The sequence below is a fragment of the Leucobacter insecticola genome, assembly GCF_011382965.1.
GTDB classification, from domain to species: Bacteria; Actinomycetota; Actinomycetes; order Actinomycetales; family Microbacteriaceae; genus Leucobacter; species Leucobacter insecticola.
This window is the reverse complement of record NZ_CP049934.1, coordinates 1,294,699-1,311,000: the sequence shown is the minus strand read 5'-3', so window position 1 is coordinate 1,311,000 and position 16,302 is coordinate 1,294,699. Positions and strand designations below refer to the sequence as shown.

The window sequence follows — 16,302 nt, the reverse complement described above, 5'->3', positions numbered from 1 at the left end:
TTGCGGGAGTTGCTTTAGGATCACGGGGTGAGGCTCATCTGCGCTTTCGCGCCAGCTCCCGAGGGCCTACCAATATATGCAGGCACAGTGGTGTCCGTAGTGCAACTCTCAACTATAACACCGCAATCTGGGCTTCACAAGAGCATCTTGCGCGTTCTCTGATTCGGCTTGGGGATCGGGCTCGAAGCTGCCAGGCTTATCTCTTATGAGCTATTCACAGCCGCAGCCTCCGCAGCCCTATCCTGCGCCACCCCGCGGCGTGATCCCGCCCTACCCCGTGGGCTTCGGAGAGATCTTCAGCGCATCATTCTCCATGATTCGCCGCAGCCCTGGCGTGGTGTTTGGGGCGTCGATCCTGATCCCATTGCTCGCAGCAATAGCGGGCTGCGTGGCCTTTATGATCCTTTTGATTATTACTGCACCCATGGCAACCGGTGGCGGCACCGCGCCCTATTCCTTCGGCTGGGTCGACATTGTGCTGATGATCGCACTGCTGGGGCTTCTGTTTGTTGTTGCCGTCGCCGGAGCCGCGGCGCAAAGTATCGTGATCGAAAATGCCCGCGATGCGGTGCTCGGCAGAAAAGCGCGCGTTGCGCAGCTGTGGCAGCGGGCACGCCCCTCCCTCTGGCGGCTCGTCGGGCTGCTCTTCGTGCAGGCAGCGCTCGCCCTCGGCGCCATCGCGATCCTCACGCTCCTCTTTATCCTGGTAATTTTTGCCGGATCGGGCGGAGGCACCGCAGGCCTGGTGCTCACAGTGATTCTTGGGATCACACTCCTGTGTGCAATATTCCCTCTCTCGGCATGGGCGGGCACCAAGATGGCGCTGGCACCGAGCATCGTCGTCATCGAGGGCGCGGGCCCCACCTCTTCGATCCTGCGCTCCTGGCGACTGACGCGAGGTCGCTTTTGGGTGACCTTCGGCGTGATCTTTGTGCTCGGTCTTATCGCATACATGGCCGCCTATTTGCTTTCACTTCCGGGCGCTTTCGCACCGTTGTTTGGATCGCTCGGCTCTGCAGGCGCGGCTTCAAGCGCAGACCCCGGCTCGGCATTCGCGGGCATGGCAATCGGCTCGCTAATCGTGATGCTGATCTTTAGCCTGATCTCCACCGCCGTGCAATACGCCGGATACGCGATCCAATCAACCGCCGCAACGCTGCTCTACGTCGACGCGCGAATGCGCCACGAGGGGCTCCACTTCCGGCTCCAAGCGCACCTGCAGTCACTCTGGAACGGCGTGCCCAAACAACAGCTCGGCGATCCCTTTACGCTCGCGCCTGTGAGCTATGCGCCGCCCGGCCCACCGGTACCGCCTACCCAACAGCCGGGTAACCCGGAAACGCCCATCCCGCCCGGGTAGGGTAATCGGATGCGCACTCCCTCCGCTCCCATCTACACACCCCAGGGCCTCGCACGATTGCGCACCGCAACAGCCTGGGCCATCGTCGGGCTGGTAGTTGTCGCCGCTGTTGGGGCTTACTTTCGCTTCGTAAATTCAGGCCCCCTCGGCATCGACGAGTGGTGGCACGGGGTTGCAACGGTGAGCCACGGATCCGCCCCCTACGCGGTCGCCGTGTTCATGGCGAATATCGGCGACCGGATTGGGGTGCTCGCCTCGGCCGCGATCCTGGTCGCTTTACTGCTCGCGCTTCGCCGGTTCAGAGACGCGGTCACCGTCGCAACGACGATGCTGCTCGGACTCATCGGATCCGAGGCGCTGAAGTCTCTCGTGTCTCGGCCGCGGCCCTGGGATCAGCTCTACGCATCCCACGGCCACTCTTTCCCCTCGGGGCACTCGATGGGGGCTGCGGCCCTTGCCGTGTCAATCGCGCTCGTGGTGACGTACAGCGGCTCGTTCTCCCGCAACGCCACCCGCTGGGTGTGGGCGGTGAGCGTGTGCTGGATCCTGGTCATGATGTGGAGCCGCACGGCGGTGCATGTGCACTGGCTTTCCGACACTCTCGCTGGCGCCATTCTCGGAGCGAGCGTTGCGATTATCGCGCGCCGGCTCTGCCTTCCGAAAGAAGTCACCAGATGAAGCTTCCGGATCCGATCACACTAAGCTCGGGGCTCACTGCCGAAATTGAAGAGGATCAGTGGGTTCCCGGATCGATCCAGCTGGTGGTAGATGGCACCCCGCAGTCGCACGTCAACCTCCGCGATCCGGGCGAGCTGTTTTTCGAGTATGTGCGCCGTATCGGCCACGTCATCGATCTGTTTCGCATGCCGGGCGCGCCGATTTCGGCGCTGCACCTCGGCGGCGGAGCATTCACGCTCCCCCGCTACATCGAGGCCACACGGCCGGGCAGCCGTCAACAGGTGATCGAAATCGAGGGTGCGCTCGTCGATCTCGTGCGTGAGGCTGCTCCGCTACCCAAACGGGCAAGTATTCGCGTTCGCCGCGGCGACGCACGCGAGGTACTGGCGCGGCTGCCCGCGGGCATGCACGGGGCGATGGATCTCGTGGTGGTCGATATCTTTGCGGGGGCGCAGACCCCCGCGCACGTCTCGAGCGTCGAATTCTACGAACTCGTACAGCCGCTGCTTAGCTCCGGCGGCATGGTGGTTGTGAACGCTGCCGACGGCAAAGGACTCCCCTTTGTCCGCGGCCAGGCGGCAACGCTCGCGAGCCTTTTTGATTCGGTCGCCGCGATCGCCGAGCCGCAGGTACTCAAGGGCCGCAGGTTCGGCAACGTCGTGCTTCTGGCGTGGGACGCGGAGCAGGCGGGAGACGGGCTTGACTGGCTGCCGCGGCTACTCGCGGGAGGCCCCCATCCAGCTCGCCTGCTTGCGGGCCGCGAATTCGCAGACTTCGCCCGCGGAGCAAAACCCGTGACCGACGCGACCGCCGTCACTTCTCCGGCGCCCGCCCGCGAGCTCTTCGACTGACGTCAATGTCCGAGCCAACGCGTACTGTCTCTTGTATGATCGCAGCGGCGAAATCATTGCACGTCTGGGGGGGCACTATGGCTGAACTTGCGCGGGTGCGGGTGTGGGCCGAGGCGCTGATCCGCATGCACCTCGATCCGCATGAGTGGAGCTTTGGCTTCGACCACGCCAAACGGCGGGCAGGGCTGTGCAACTTCACCGAGCGGAAGATCACGGTGTCGCGGTACCTCAGCGAGAAGTTCGACGATGACGAGATCCACCAGGTACTTCTCCACGAGGTCGCCCACGCGCTCGCTGGCCCCGAGGCCGGCCACGGAGCCCATTGGAAACGCATTGCTGATGAGCTGGGCTACGTCGGCGGGCGCACCCACGATGGCGAGATTGCTCACGAGCGCGCACCGTGGATCGGATCCTGCCCCGCGGGCCACGAACACTACCGGTTTCGCAAGCCCACCAGGATCACCTCCTGCGGCAGTTGCACCCGGGGATTCTCACGCGATCACCTGATTGAGTGGCGCAAACGCGCGGGCTAGGACGCCTCTCAGCAGCCCACGGCGGCGAGCGCCTGGCGCAGCAACACCCCACGACCGCCTGGCAACTCAAGCTGGGTCGAAGCGGAGAGAGCCTCTTCGGGTGACATCCATGTCACCTCGAGCGCGTCCTGGCGCGGATTGCAGGTACCCGTGACCGGCACGACGTACACGAGCGAGATCGCGTGCTGCCGAGGGTCAACAAACTGCGAGATTCCCGGCATCGGAAAGTACTCTGCGACCTGGGTCGGTACGAGCGCCGCGGGCATCTGCGGGAAGGCCATCGGGCCAAGGTCGTTTTCGAGGTGCCGAAAGAGTGCCTCGCGAAGTGTCTCGCCGTAGCGCACCCGGCCGGAAACGAACGAGCGGGTCATTTCTCCCTCGGGGGTGCCTCGCAGCAGAATCCCGACCTCACTGACCTGACCGAGTCCGTTGAGGCGCACGGGCACCGCTTCGACGTAGACGATGGGGATTCGTCCACGCACAAAGCTCAACTCGTCCTCGTTGAGCCACCCCGGGTTGCCCGCGGGAGTCGGGCGATCCTCGGGGCCGTCGGGGTCTGGCAGCTCAGCCGTATCGATAGTCATGGGCCATTCTGCCGTACCATCTTGTGCTCGTCCGTGCGCGCGGCGGCGTGACGGAATAGGCCTACAGTTGAGGGATGCTTGAGATGCTGCCGATGCTCCCCGTGTGGGGGTGGACGTTGCTCGTTGTTTCGGGCCTCATTGTCGGGCTCTCGAAGGCCGCACTGCCCGGCGCAAACACGATCGCGGTCGCGGTGTTTGCCACGGTCCTTCCGGCGAAAGCATCAACGGGCGCGCTTCTGCTGCTTCTCATTGTCGGCGACGTGTTTGCGCTCTGGGCGTACCGGAAACACGCTGATTGGCCGACGATCCTGCGCCTCTTCCCCACCGTGGTTGTCGGGGTGCTCCTGGGAGTCGTGTTTCTTGCGGTGTCGAGCGACGGCGGTGTGCGCCGCGTCATCGGGGTGATCCTGCTATTGCTTGTGGGTATTTCACTGTGGCGACGCTTCGGGACCCCGAAGGCAGACGTGGGAAAGCTCACCCGTCTGAGTTACGGTGCTCTCGCTGGATTTACGACGATGGTGGCGAACGCGGGCGGACCCGTCATGTCGATGTACTTTCTCGCGGCGAAGTTTCCTGTGCGCGCTTTTCTGGGCACGGCGGCCTGGTTTTTTGCGCTGGTGAACCTGGGGAAGGTGCCGTTCTCCCTCGGATTGGGCCTCATTACGCCCGCAACACTGCTGCTGTCACTCGTCCTTGTTCCCGCTGTCGTGGCTGGTGGGTTCGTGGGGCGCGGGATCGTCAAGCACATTCCGCAACGGGCGTTCGAATGGATCGTGCTGCTCCTCTCAACGCTCGGTGCGCTATACCTGGTGATTGTTCCGTAGTCTTGAGGCATGAATTCCAGCCCAGCTTTGTCAGTGCGTGTTGCCCTCGTGCAGGTGGCAAGCCCCGACGACGAATCGCAGCCCGAACGCATCGAGCGAGTCGAGGCGCTTCTCAGACAGCACCCGGACGTTGACCTCTTCGTATTGCCTGAGCTGTGGAGCGCCGGATACTTCTCGTTCACGCGGTACGAGGAACTGGCTGAGAGCCTTGACGGACCGACGGTGCAGATGGGCAAGCGCGTCGCTCAGGATCTCGGCGCGACGATACACCTGGGCAGCATCGTCGAACGCGGAACAGACGGCGCGCTGCACAACACCGCGGTGGTGATTGATTCCTCGGGCCGCATCACGCAGACCTACCGGAAGATCCACGTGTTCGGATATCAGTCGCTCGAAGCGGCGCTGCTCACTCCCGGCACCACCCTGAACGTGCAGGCGAGCCCGCTTGGGTCGCTCGCGAGCACGACTTGCTACGACCTGCGGTTTCCGGGTCTGTGGCAGGAGCTGAGCGCGCGCGGCGCGGAAACCGTGGTGGTGCCGGCGGCATGGCCCGCAGCGAGGCGAGAGCACTGGCGCATCCTCACCCAGGCGCGTGCGGTGGAGCATCAACTGTGGATCCTCGCGTGTAACGCCTGCGGCACCCAGGACGGCGTCGAACTTGGCGGCTTCAGCCGCGTGGTCGACCCCTCGGGACGCGTGCTTGGAGAGTGCGGCGCCGGCGAGGAAGTGTTGATCGTGGACGTTGATCCCGCCCAGGCACACACGGTGCGCGCTGAGTTTCCAGTGATCGCGGACCGTCTGAACCCAGAGAGCTATGCGGCGCTGTCGCACGAGTCAGGAGCCGAGGCATGAGTGGGGATGCGAGACGCATCATCCGCGTGAGCGCCGTCGTCATGCGCGACGAACAGGGCCGCGTACTCAATGTGCGCAAGCGCGGTACGAGCTCACTGATGCTGCCCGGCGGGAAGCATGAAGCGGGTGAGGATCCGCGAGACACGGCGGTCCGCGAATTTGCGGAGGAGCTCGGAGTGCCCCTCGACGCCAGCAGGCTGCGCCCACTTGGAGTGTTTCGCGCGAGCGCCGCGAACGAGCCTGGCCACACGGTGGAGGCGGCGGTGTTCGAGCACCCCTTCGTCGCGCCTGCGGCGAGGGCTGTTCCCCGCGCCGAGATCGAGTATCTCGAGTGGGTGGATCCCGCGATCGCCCGCCCGGACATGGCACCGCTGAACACGGACTACATTTTTCCGGTGCTCCCCAGACAGGAGCCCGCTAAGCCTTAGGCTTCCGCGGCTTCTTGGGCTTTGGCAGCGGCAGGGCCGCGGCGGTCGTATCGATCAGGCCGGTCAACCACTCCCGATCTTCCCAGCGGTCGCCGCTCACCCGGTAGTACAGCTTCGAACCGGGATACGCTGGCGCTTCCTCCGGTTCACCGATGTAGGCGCGACCCTCCTCCGTCGGTTTAATGAAGAGCTCATCGTCGCACACAAACGCGACCACCTTCTCGTCGCAGTACAGGGCATACTCGCCAAACATCTGTTTCGAGCGAATGTTGGGAAGTGCGCTCAACTGGTCGGTGAGGAACTCAATGGTTTCGGCTCGCGTGCTCATACCTCCAGCGTAGCCCTGCCGCAGAGCACAGGGTCGATGATCCCAACTGTTCCAGCGAGCCGCCATCAAGCCGCCGAGCCGCCATCAAAATCGCGCCGAAACGGTGGCGGGTCGCCGAGACCATATGTTCTCGACGGGCATTGTTGGGACAGGGCTAGAGGGGCGGGCGAGGCCCCACGGGCACCTCGAGGCCGAGCAGCGCGTTCTCCACGACCTCCATCAGCGCCGGGTGGACCCAGTACTGGCCGCGGGCGAAGGTGTGAGCATCGATCCCGAAGCTCATCGCGGTGATGATCGGCTGAATCAGGTTCGACGCCTGATAGCCGAAAATGTGCGCACCCAGGATCCGGCCGTCGCGACGATCTGCGATGACTTTGCAGATGCCCGCCTCCTCAGCCATCGCCCAGCCGTAGGCGACATCACCGTAATGCTGGATCTTGGTGGTGACGTGAGCAGCACCGATCTCCGCGCGGGCCTCCGCCTCCGTCAGCCCAACCTGGGCGAGCTCGGGGTAGCTGAACACCGCCGCGGGCACGGCGTCCTGCCGCGAGCTGCGCAAATCGGTGGGATGTTCCAGATTGTGCGCGACCACCCGGGCCTCGTGATTGGCGACGTGCTTCAGCTGATGCGGCGAAGAAATATCCCCGAGCGCATACAGCCCGGGCACGGCCTCGCCACCCGAGAGCACCCGCTGAAACTCGTCGACCACAATGCGGCCGTCGTCGTGCAGATCAAGCCCGGCCTCGGCGGCGCCCACCAGATCAGAGTTGGGGCGTCTGCCAATCGCGATCAGGATCACGTCGGCCTGCCACGACTCCACCCCCGCGGGCCCGGTGAGTTCGGCAGTGACGCGGTTGCCGGGTCCGGGCCGCACTGCGGCGAGTTCACTCTGTCGACGTATCTGCCAGTGCTGCTCAGCTTCCGTCGTGAACCGTGCCGAGATGTCATGATCCAGGTGCCGCATGAGTTGCTCGCCGCGGATCACCTGCAGCACCTCGGATCCGAGCCCGGAGAAGATCCCCGCGAATTCGCTCGCGATGTATCCACCCCCACGACCAGTACTCGCGCGGGCAGCTCGTCGAGCCGCATCACCGAATCGGACGTGTGAACCTGCGGCAGATCGATGCCCGGCACGTCGAGTGTGAGCGGGCGGGATCCGGCAGCGATCACCAGCTGCGCAGCCTCGACACGGGTGCCGCCGTCCGCCACAAACGCGTGCGTCCCCGAGAGCCGCACCCGCTCCGACACGAGTGTGACATTGTCGAGTTCGTCCCTGCGATAGCGCTCGCCCGCCTCCGAGATCGCGTCGATCCGGGAGAACACGCGGTCGCGGAGCGCGGGCCAATCGACCCCGTCGGTGTGCTGCGTCACGTTCACGCGCGCGGCTTCCTCGGGCGCGCGCGCAAGCGTTGCGGGCCGCACAAACATCTTGGTCGGGATGCACCCGACGTTGAGACAGGTCCCCCCAAACGTGCTTTTCTCGGCCAGCACCACATTCTTGTCATCCCAGAACGGGGTGATCAACGAATTGCCTGAACCTGAGCCAATGATCGCGAGATCTGCAGTGAGCGTGTGCATACGGGCCATCCTATTGTTCACGGCGGATCACCGCAGCAGGCCCTTCTCCGTGAGCCACTGTGCGGCGATGTCTGCCGCCGCGCGCTGTTCGTTGACGCTCTGGGAACCGAGCGCGACCAGGTCCTCCGGCGACATGGCGGCGCTGATGTCATTCACGATCTTCGCGGCCGCAGCGTCCACCCGGTCACTCGCGAGCGGAACGACGTGGGAGGCAAGAAATACACCCTTGGTGTCTTCGAGCGTGACGAGACCGTTTTCAAGCACGCTGGGATCCGCGGTGTACATGATTGCGAACTGGACGGTGCCGTCCTTCAGCGCCTTCACGGTTAGCGGCCCGCCGCTGTCTTCAATCGGCGTAAACGCCACGCCGTCGATACCGTACACCTCGGCCAGGCCTGCTGTACCGTGGGGCCTGGCCTCTGACGCGGACGTGGATCCCAGCGTCAGGGGCACCGTCACGTTCTTCAGATCCGCAATGGTTTTCAGTTTCCAGGTGTCTGCAAATTTACGGGTCACCATGTACGCGTCTTGGTCGGTTGCGGGAGACTGATCCAACACCCGCAGCCCCTTCGGGGTGTTTGCGGCCAGCTCGGCATAGACATCATCGCTGAGGCGCGCCTCGGTGTCTGGCACCCAGTACTGCAGCAGATTCCCGCTGTACTCGGGGATCAGGTCGATAGCCCCGTTTTCGACCTCGGTGAGGTACACCTCCCGCTGCCCGATCCGGTACTGTCGATCGACCGAGTAGCCAGCAGCTTCCAACGCCTGCGCGTACGCTTCGGCAATGATCTCGTTGGAATAGTAGGTCTGAGAAGCGATCACGATCGTGTCACGCGAGGCATCACCGCCACCGTTGTCTCCGGCGAGCGGGTCGCTCGCCGCGCAGCCCGCGAGCGCGAGCGCACCCACAAGCGACACTGCGGCGAGAATCTTGGCTGCGGTGCGCGGTGTGCGCGGTGTCTGGTCAGTCATGACGGGGCCTTTCACGCGGTGGATCGGTTCAGATAGGCAGACTTTGCCGCGCGGTGGCAGGCGGCGAGCACCAGTTCCAGCGCAAGGGTGAGGAGAATTACCAGCAACGCCCCCGCGAGCATCTGCGGGTAGTCACGAGTCAGCAGTCCGGTGAAGATGTAGCGCCCGAGCCCAAAATCTGCGGTGTACGCGGCAAGCGTCGCCGTCGACACCACCTGCAGCGTTGCGGCGCGGATCCCGCCGATCATCACAGGCAGAGAGAGCGGCAGCTCAACGCGCAAAATCACCTGGCGGGCGCTGAAGCCAATCGCTTTCGCGGCGGCCGGCACATCGGGATCGATGGCCTGTACCCCGGCGTAGGCCCCTGCGAGTAGTGACGGGATCGCGAGAACAATCAGAGCGAACAACGGCCCGGTGAGCCCGATCCCGAAGGCCAACCCGAAGAGCGTCAGAAGCCCGAGGGTCGGCAACGCGCGCGCGGCACCGCTGAGGCCACCAATGAACCCGGAGCCGCGCCGCGTGTGTCCGATCAAGACCCCCGTCGGCAGCGCGATCACGGAGGCGATGACGAGTGTCAGTGCAGTAATCGCGAGATGCTGCAGCGTGCGTGACGGGATCCCCGCCGCACCCTGCCAGTGCAGCGGGTCGAAGAGCCAGGCGAGCGCGTCGCTCAAGAGATTCACGACTCGGCCCTCGGTGAGGCGGGCGTGGCTGGCAAGGGAGACCGGAGTGATCGCCCGGATCGCCGCAGCCGCGCCCACGGCGTCAGGAGGCGTCCGATCAGCACCACGATCCCATCAATCGCGAGAGCGAGCAGAGCCGTCACGATGACGCCCGTCCAGATTTCTGCGGCGATCCCGCGCTGAAACCCGTCGGTGAGGAGCCTTCCGAGGCTCGATACCCCGATGAGCGCCCCCAAGGTGACGAGGCTGACGGTCGAGACGGAGACGACGCGGACCCCCGAGATAATGACCGGGATCGCCAGCGGCAGGTCGACCCGCCAAAACAGTCCCCGCGGCGAGAAGCCCTCCGCAACAGCAGCGTCGCGCAGTTCAGCGTCGACGGAGGCGAAGGCATCCGCGGTGGTGCGCACCAGCAGCGCGATGCCGTAAATCGTGAGCACCACGACCATGTTTTGCCAGGACCGCAGAGGAACACCGAGGATCGCGGGCACAATGACCAATAGCGGTAGCGCCGGGATCGCATACGCCAGGGTCGCGACCGACAACAGCGGGCCACCGACGCGGGGCCGCCTGAAGGCAAAGCGGCCGATGGGGATCGAGATCAGGACGGCCAGTAGGATCGCGGGAAGGCTGAGCAACAGGTGATCGACAGCGAGGTCAATCACCTGTTGCCAATTGGCAAGCAGCCAGGTCACGGCGCGAGTACCCCCACCGGGCGGCCATCGCCATCCATCACGAGCCTGCGGCCGTCTACCTCGACAGTGTTCAGTTCACGCTCCGCACGATCCGCGCCGACGAAACTGCGGACGAAGTCGTCGGCCGGAGAAGCCATGATTTCCGAGGGCGTACCCTGCTGTGCGATGCGGCCGCCCTCCCGCAGCACCAGCACCTCGTCGCCGAGCAGGAACGCTTCCTCAATATCGTGCGTCACAAAGACGATCGTCTTGCTGAGCTCGGCCTGCAGGCGAATCAGCTCCCGCTGCAGATCCCGCCGGACGATGGGGTCAACGGCTCCGAACGGCTCATCCATGAGCAGGATATTCGGGTCTGCGGCGAGCGCACGGGCCACCCCCACGCGCTGTTGTTGCCCGCCGGAGAGTTGGCCCGGGTAGCGCTTGCCGAGCGCGGGATCGAGTCCCACCCGTTCGAGGAGCCCGAGCGCATTGCTGCGGGCGGTCGCCCGAGACACTCCGCGGAGCACGGGCACCGTCGCGACGTTGTCGAGCACGGTGCGATGCGGGAGAAGGCCCCCCTGCTGCAGCACATAGCCGATTGAGCGACGCAGTTCGACAGGGTTGCGTGATCGCACGTCCTCACCGTCGATCATCACCCGTCCGGAGGTTGGATCGACCATGCGGTTGACCATGCGCAAGAGTGTGGTCTTGCCGGATCCCGATGAACCGACGAACACCACGGTTCGACGCGACGGGATCACGCACGAAAAATCGCCGACGGCCTCTGAGCCACCGGGGTACACCTTTGATACGTGTTCAAACTCGATCACGTCACACCCCCACGGGTCGCTCATTCGGCTACCAGCGGTAACAACACTATCTGGATGGGGCGGTGTTCCTCGCATTCGCACTCAAAAACAGGACCCAGAGCACTACGTAGACAAGGCAGACCAATGGAAAAGCCAAATCAAGGCGGATCACTCGATTCTCCGCCTACCAGCTTGGATATCCCCGCCTTGCGGCCTGCGCGACCGCCATCAGGATGGGCTGCGAGGCTCGCCCTGATGCTCACCTAGGGTAAATAGTTGCCTGAAGCAACTATTTACCCTAGGGTCAGTACATGGCCGAACCACACGCCACACAGCATGAACCGCTACTCATTTCCCTGACCGGGCTCATGTCACGCTGGTCTTCTTTCGATTTCCAACGCCGCATCACCGCGGGGTGCGGGGTCACACTCGACCCCGTTGCCGTGAACGCGCTGTACGCTCTCGGCCTCTTGGGCGGCACCGCGCGCCCAAGCGCACTCGCCGATGGGCTCCACCTCAGCCGCCCTCAACGTCGAAACTGATCGCGCGCCTTGAACAGGCCGCGCTCGTCACCCGCGCCACACCCGAGGGCGATCGCCGCTCAGTCACCGTCACCCTTACCCCGCATGGAACGGACACCTACCGCCGCCTCGTGCAGGCAGGCGTCGAGATGGTCGCGGAGGCCACGGCGACCTGGGATCCCACAGAGGTCGCCACCCTCACGGCGCTTATGCAGCGCTTTCTCGGCAATATCAGCACCGAGACGACCCCATCCCCACACTGAAAGGACACACCATGTCACGCACATATGTCATCACCGGCGCAGGATCCGGAATCGGCAAGACCACCGCCCAGATACTTGTCGAGCAAGGCAACACCGTCATTGGCGTTGACCTCAAGGGCACAGAGGTGGTCGGCGACCTCTCGAGCCGCGAAGGCCGCCTCGCTGCCGCCGCCGAAGCAACACGGATCGCCGGCGGTACGGTCGACGCGGTCATCGCTTGCGCCGGACTCGCGATCCCCAAACGCATCACGGCCGCCGTCAATTTCTTTGGCATGACGGAGTTCCTGGAGGCGATGCAGCCCGCACTCACCCTCTCCCCCGCGCCACGAGTCGCTCTCATTTCTTCGATCGCATCGACGCAGCCAACAGCACCACCACTCGTGGAGGCAATGCTGTCTGGCGACGAGACGATGAGCATGAGCATCGCATCCACCCTCGAAGCCGATCCGGCGACCGCCAACCTCATCTACTCGGCTTCCAAGCAAGCCATTTCACGCTGGGTGCGACGCGAGGCACCGACCGCTCGGTGGGCAGGGGCGGGGATCCCACTGAACGCGGTCGGCCCCGGCACCGTCCTCACCCCAATGACAGCCGATCTCCTGACCACCCCGGAAGGCGTCGCCATGGTTGACGCGGCAGTGCCAATGCCCCTGAACTCGCATCAGGGGCCCGAGAGTATCGCACATCTGTTGATCTGGTTGACGTCCGTTGAGAACACGCACTGCTGCGGCCAGACGATCTACTGCGACGGCGGCGCCGATGTGGTGTTGCGCGGGGATGACGTGTGGTCATGGAACGAGGAGGGCATTCGGGCGAAGTTTGCCGCGCTCGCTGGCTAGGCCAGAACGCCGCCGAGCCTGCGTTTCACTGCCGAGCCTGCAGGTACTGACCGCAGGTTCGGTACTGAAATGCAGGCTCGGTAAAGCACGGCACTGGAGCGACATGTTCAGCCCGAATATAACGACTGTATGACGCCGCCGAAAAAGACTCGAAGAGGAATAGCACATCGGTCACCTGTGGTGGTAACTTTAACTAGCTTATCTAGCTATATGTGATCATCGTGATAGGGGTAGACCATGAACCAGCCGCAGAACGGCAAATCTGGCCGTACCAAATTCCGCTGGCTGCGCGTGTTTCTTCCCGCAGTGCTGATCCTGATCTGGTTCGTCGGAGCCGGACTTGGCGGACCGCTCTTTGGCAAGATCGAAGAGGTCTCTTCAAACGATCAGACCGCTTACCTACCCGAATCAGCGGAGGCCACCGAGGTCCAGAAAGTGCTCGGCGACTACCTTGGCGAGGGCACGATCCCCGCCGTCATCGTTTTCGAGTCGAGCGACAGACTGACCACCGCGCAGAGCTCCGGGATTGCGGAAGCCGCCAAGGATCTTGAGTCAATCGAGAGCGTTCGCAGCGGAGTCTCCCCCGTCCTCCCTTCTGAGGACGGCAAAGCAGCCCAGGTTTTTGTGCCGATCGATGCGGACTCCGAAGTCGCGGAAGTGGTTAATCAGGTCGGCGAGACCCTCCGCGAGGAAGTCCCCGAGGGCGTCAGCGTCTACGTGACAGGCCCTGCGGGATTCACCGCCGACCTTGTAGCTGGGTTCGCAGGTATCGACGGCATTCTGCTGCTTGTCGCGCTGTGCGCGGTGTTCATCATCTTGATCGTCGTCTACCGTTCACTCCTCCTCCCCGTGGTGGTGCTCTTTACGAGCCTCTTCGCGCTGTGTGTCGCGCTGCTCGTTGTCTGGAATCTCGCCAAGGCGGGTGTGCTGCTCCTCAGCGGGCAGACACAGGGCATCCTCTTTATTCTCGTGATCGGTGCCGCCACCGACTACTCCCTGCTCGTTGTGGCGCGGTTCCGAGAAGAGCTGCGCAAAGTGCAAGACAAGGGAGCCGCAATCAAGGGCGCAATCAAAGGCTCGTTTGAACCGATCCTCGCTTCCGGCGGCACCGTGATCGCGGGCCTTTTGTGCCTGCTGCTCAGCGACCTGAAGTCCAACAGCACTCTCGGCCCGGTTGCCGCGTTCGGCATCCTGTTTGCGATGCTCTCGGCACTGACCCTGCTCCCGGCGCTCCTGTTTACCTTTGGCCGTGCCGCTTACTGGCCGCGCCGCCCACACTTTGAGCCCGAGGTCGTCACCGCAGAAAACGGCATGCCCTCCAAGGGGCTGTGGCACTGGGTCGCCGGCTTCATTACGAAGAAGCCGCGCGCCATCTGGATCATCACGACGATTGTCCTTGCGGTGGGCGCGCTGGGCCTGACCCAGCTCAAGGCCGACGGCGTGCCCCAGTCTGATCTGGTGCTCGGTAGCTCTGAAGCCCGAGATGGTCAAGCGGCCCTCGGTGAGCACTTCCCTGGCGGATCAGGCAGCCCGGCCTATGTCCTCGTGAACGCGGATGAACTGCAGCAGGCCGCAGACACCATGCTCGCGACCAAGGGCATCGACTCGGTGGCGGTCACGAGCGCCGATTCCCCGAGCGGAAGCGCGCCGGTCACGGCCGACGGCATCCAGGCATTTGGCCCTCCGGGTACCCCGGCCCCGGCTCCCACGGAAATTGACGGCAGGGTCCTGCTCCAGGGCACACTGACCGACGCCGCAGACTCAGATGCGGCCTCCGCTACGGTCGCTGATCTCCGTGCTGAGTTCACCGGATCGAGTGCGATCGTCGGTGGCGTCACCGCGACAGCGGTCGACACGAAGCAGGCGTCGATCCACGATCGAAACCTTATCATCCCGGTGATTCTGGTGGTCATCCTGTTCATCTTGATGCTGCTCCTACGCTCGATCCTCGCGCCGGTTCTACTGATCTTGACGACGGTGCTGTCCTTCGGCACCGCGCTCGGGGTCTCCGCGCTCGTGTTCAACGGGATCTTCCAGTTCCCGGGAGCCGACCCCGTGGTGCCGCTCTACGGCTTCGTGTTCCTTGTCGCGCTCGGGATCGACTACAACATCTTCCTGATGACCCGAGTTCGAGAAGAATCTCAGAAGCATGGCACCCGCGAGGGCATTCTCCGCGGTCTGACCATCACCGGCGGCGTGATCACCTCGGCGGGCCTCGTGCTCGCAGCGACCTTCGCGGCGCTGTCGGTGATCCCGATCCTGTTCCTGGTGCAACTCGCGTTCATCGTCGCGTTTGGCGTGCTGCTCGACACCTTCGTTGTGCGCTCCATGCTCGTGCCCGCGCTTGCGACGGATATCGGTAAGAAGATCTGGTGGCCGTCAAAGCTCAGCAGGAAGGACGCGCCGGAGTAGACTCTGACGCACCGTGGCAGACAGGAGCGCAGCATGAGCACGACCCAGGTGGTGATCGCCGGAGGATCGGGGCTCATCGGCGCTGCGCTCGCACGCTCGCTCCGCGCTGACGGCATCGGCGTCACAACGCTCGTGCGGCGACCACCGCGCACCAGCGACGAGGTCGAGTGGCTCACCGGCAAGGGACCGCTCGACCCGGCGCACCTTGCGGGCGCGGACGCCGTGGTCGGACTCAATGGCGCGAGCATTGGGCGCCTCCCATGGACTCCCGCGTACCGAACGACGCTTCGTGAATCCCGACTCACTCCCACCCGCGAACTTGCGGGAGCGCTGCGGCAGCTCGGGGCTGACGCTCCGGCGTTTTTGTCGGCCTCAGCCACGGGTTTCTACGGGACACGGCCCGGCCAGCCTCTCACCGAACAGGATGACGCGGGGAGGACGTTTCTCGCGGGTCTGTGCGTTGATTGGGAACGGACCGCACTGCAGGCGGGTCCGGAGACACGTGTGGTGCTGCTTCGGACGGCGCCTCTGCTGCATCCGCGCGGAGTCTTGAAACCCATGATGGCGCTCACCAAACTCGGGATCAGCGGACCGCTCGGCACGGGCACTCAGATCTGGCCCTGGATTTCGCTCGAGGACGAAGTGCGCGCGATCCGGCACCTCATCGATTCGGACGTTGCCGGTCCCGTGAATCTCTGCGGTCCGACCCCCGCGACCGCAACCGACATCGGCGCGGAACTCGCGCGAACGCTGCGTCGCCCGTTCTTGCTTCCCGCACCCGCGTGGGCGCTTCGCCTGGGTCTCGGCAGAGACACCGCCGAGTCCCTTCTCCTCACGGATGCAAACACCGCACCCCGGGTGCTGGAGGCAGCCGGATTCACCTTTGCGCACCCCCGCGCGGCGGACGCCATTACCGCAGCGATGTCGCATCGCTCCTGAGTGCGAGGGCCACACCCAGCCAACTTGAAGGGCATACCAGCGCTTCGAGACGGCCCCGGCACCACCTCTGCGCAGTGCCGGGGTCTTCCCGTATGTCGTTTGCAATGATCCTCAGTGATGGGTTTCTACAAGCCGTTCAGGGCTTCGCCAATTCTTCAGTAGGATGGGCTCGGC

The 16,302-nt window shown here is 64.3% G+C and carries 18 protein-coding genes and 1 pseudogene; 12 read left to right on the top strand and 7 right to left on the bottom strand.

Going from position 1 to position 16,302, the window contains the following annotated elements:
- The first annotated feature begins 205 nt into the window (after positions 1 to 205).
- From G7067_RS05945 to G7067_RS05930, 4 genes are all read left to right on the top strand, one after another.
- On the top strand, positions 206 to 1,360 hold the full coding sequence (locus G7067_RS05945; protein ID WP_166322714.1) for a hypothetical protein: 1,155 nt from the start codon (positions 206 to 208) through the stop codon (positions 1,358 to 1,360).
- A 9-nt stretch (positions 1,361 to 1,369) separates the two neighbouring features.
- Positions 1,370 to 2,038: a phosphatase PAP2 family protein gene (locus G7067_RS05940; protein WP_166322712.1), complete on the top strand. Its 669-nt coding sequence runs from the start codon at positions 1,370 to 1,372 to the stop codon at positions 2,036 to 2,038.
- Complete coding sequence (locus G7067_RS05935) at positions 2,035 to 2,889, top strand: spermidine synthase (protein WP_166322710.1); 855 nt, start codon at positions 2,035 to 2,037, stop codon at positions 2,887 to 2,889. Before G7067_RS05940 ends, G7067_RS05935 begins: the two co-directional genes overlap by 4 nt.
- A gap of 77 nt (positions 2,890 to 2,966) precedes the next feature.
- Complete coding sequence (locus tag G7067_RS05930) at positions 2,967 to 3,422, top strand: SprT-like domain-containing protein (protein WP_166322708.1); 456 nt, start codon at positions 2,967 to 2,969, stop codon at positions 3,420 to 3,422.
- An 8-nt stretch (positions 3,423 to 3,430) separates the two neighbouring features.
- Here the strand turns inward: G7067_RS05930 and G7067_RS05925 are convergent, their stop codons facing one another.
- Positions 3,431 to 4,006, bottom strand: coding sequence for an NUDIX hydrolase family protein (locus G7067_RS05925; protein WP_166322706.1), 576 nt, complete (start codon positions 4,004 to 4,006; stop codon positions 3,431 to 3,433).
- 74 nt (positions 4,007 to 4,080) lie between these two features.
- Here G7067_RS05925 and G7067_RS05920 point away from each other — a divergent pair, with 74 nt between their 5' ends.
- The 3 genes from G7067_RS05920 to G7067_RS05910 are packed head-to-tail and all read left to right on the top strand — an operon-like array spanning position 4,081 to position 6,110.
- Positions 4,081 to 4,830, top strand: a complete 750-nt coding sequence (locus tag G7067_RS05920) for a sulfite exporter TauE/SafE family protein (RefSeq protein ID WP_425280698.1) — start codon at positions 4,081 to 4,083, stop codon at positions 4,828 to 4,830.
- 9 nt (positions 4,831 to 4,839) lie between these two features.
- Positions 4,840 to 5,682, top strand: a complete 843-nt coding sequence (locus G7067_RS05915) for a nitrilase-related carbon-nitrogen hydrolase (RefSeq protein ID WP_244301295.1) — start codon at positions 4,840 to 4,842, stop codon at positions 5,680 to 5,682.
- The gene (locus G7067_RS05910; protein WP_166322704.1) at positions 5,679 to 6,110 is read left to right on the top strand and encodes an NUDIX hydrolase; all 432 of its coding nucleotides are present in this window, start codon (positions 5,679 to 5,681) and stop codon (positions 6,108 to 6,110) included. Before G7067_RS05915 ends, G7067_RS05910 begins: the two co-directional genes overlap by 4 nt.
- Here G7067_RS05910 and G7067_RS05905 read toward each other — a convergent pair.
- The 6 genes and pseudogenes from G7067_RS05905 to G7067_RS05880 all read right to left on the bottom strand — a co-directional run bounded on the left by G7067_RS05905 (position 6,100) and on the right by G7067_RS05880 (position 11,175).
- Entirely contained in the window at positions 6,100 to 6,438 is a 339-nt protein-coding gene (locus G7067_RS05905; RefSeq protein ID WP_166322702.1) for a TfoX/Sxy family protein, read from the bottom strand. The genes G7067_RS05910 and G7067_RS05905 overlap by 11 nt on opposite strands.
- 154 nt (positions 6,439 to 6,592) lie before the next feature.
- Positions 6,593 to 8,016: pseudogene (locus G7067_RS05900) on the bottom strand (mycothione reductase).
- A gap of 27 nt (positions 8,017 to 8,043) precedes the next feature.
- Positions 8,044 to 8,988 (bottom strand): ABC transporter substrate-binding protein, encoded by a 945-nt coding sequence (locus G7067_RS05895; RefSeq protein ID WP_166322700.1) that lies wholly within the window; start codon positions 8,986 to 8,988, stop codon positions 8,044 to 8,046.
- Between the two features lie 11 nt (positions 8,989 to 8,999).
- Entirely contained in the window at positions 9,000 to 9,749 is a 750-nt protein-coding gene (locus G7067_RS05890) for an ABC transporter permease (RefSeq protein WP_341872874.1), read from the bottom strand.
- Positions 9,668 to 10,366 carry an ABC transporter permease gene (locus G7067_RS05885; protein ID WP_166322698.1) on the bottom strand — a complete coding sequence of 233 codons (699 nt, stop codon included), beginning with the start codon at positions 10,364 to 10,366 and terminating at the stop codon, positions 9,668 to 9,670. The genes G7067_RS05890 and G7067_RS05885 overlap by 82 nt, the downstream gene beginning before the upstream one ends.
- Positions 10,363 to 11,175, bottom strand: coding sequence for an ABC transporter ATP-binding protein (locus G7067_RS05880; protein WP_205881236.1), 813 nt, complete (start codon positions 11,173 to 11,175; stop codon positions 10,363 to 10,365). Before G7067_RS05880 ends, G7067_RS05885 begins: the two co-directional genes overlap by 4 nt.
- Positions 11,176 to 11,465: 290 nt before the next feature.
- Between G7067_RS05880 and G7067_RS05875 the strand changes: the two genes are divergently transcribed.
- From G7067_RS05875 to G7067_RS05860, 5 genes are all read left to right on the top strand, one after another.
- Positions 11,466 to 11,696 (top strand): hypothetical protein, encoded by a 231-nt coding sequence (locus tag G7067_RS05875; RefSeq protein ID WP_166322694.1) that lies wholly within the window; start codon positions 11,466 to 11,468, stop codon positions 11,694 to 11,696.
- Positions 11,697 to 11,806: 110 nt separating this feature from the next.
- Positions 11,807 to 11,938, top strand: coding sequence for a hypothetical protein (locus G7067_RS14660; RefSeq protein WP_280115764.1), 132 nt, complete (start codon positions 11,807 to 11,809; stop codon positions 11,936 to 11,938).
- An 11-nt stretch (positions 11,939 to 11,949) separates the two neighbouring features.
- Positions 11,950 to 12,777 (top strand): SDR family oxidoreductase, encoded by an 828-nt coding sequence (locus G7067_RS05870; RefSeq protein ID WP_166322692.1) that lies wholly within the window; start codon positions 11,950 to 11,952, stop codon positions 12,775 to 12,777.
- 237 nt (positions 12,778 to 13,014) lie between these two features.
- Positions 13,015 to 15,189, top strand: coding sequence for an MMPL family transporter (locus G7067_RS05865; RefSeq protein ID WP_166322690.1), 2,175 nt, complete (start codon positions 13,015 to 13,017; stop codon positions 15,187 to 15,189).
- A 33-nt stretch (positions 15,190 to 15,222) separates the two neighbouring features.
- Positions 15,223 to 16,128, top strand: coding sequence for a TIGR01777 family oxidoreductase (locus G7067_RS05860; RefSeq protein ID WP_166322688.1), 906 nt, complete (start codon positions 15,223 to 15,225; stop codon positions 16,126 to 16,128).
- Positions 16,129 to 16,302: the final 174 nt, after the last annotated feature.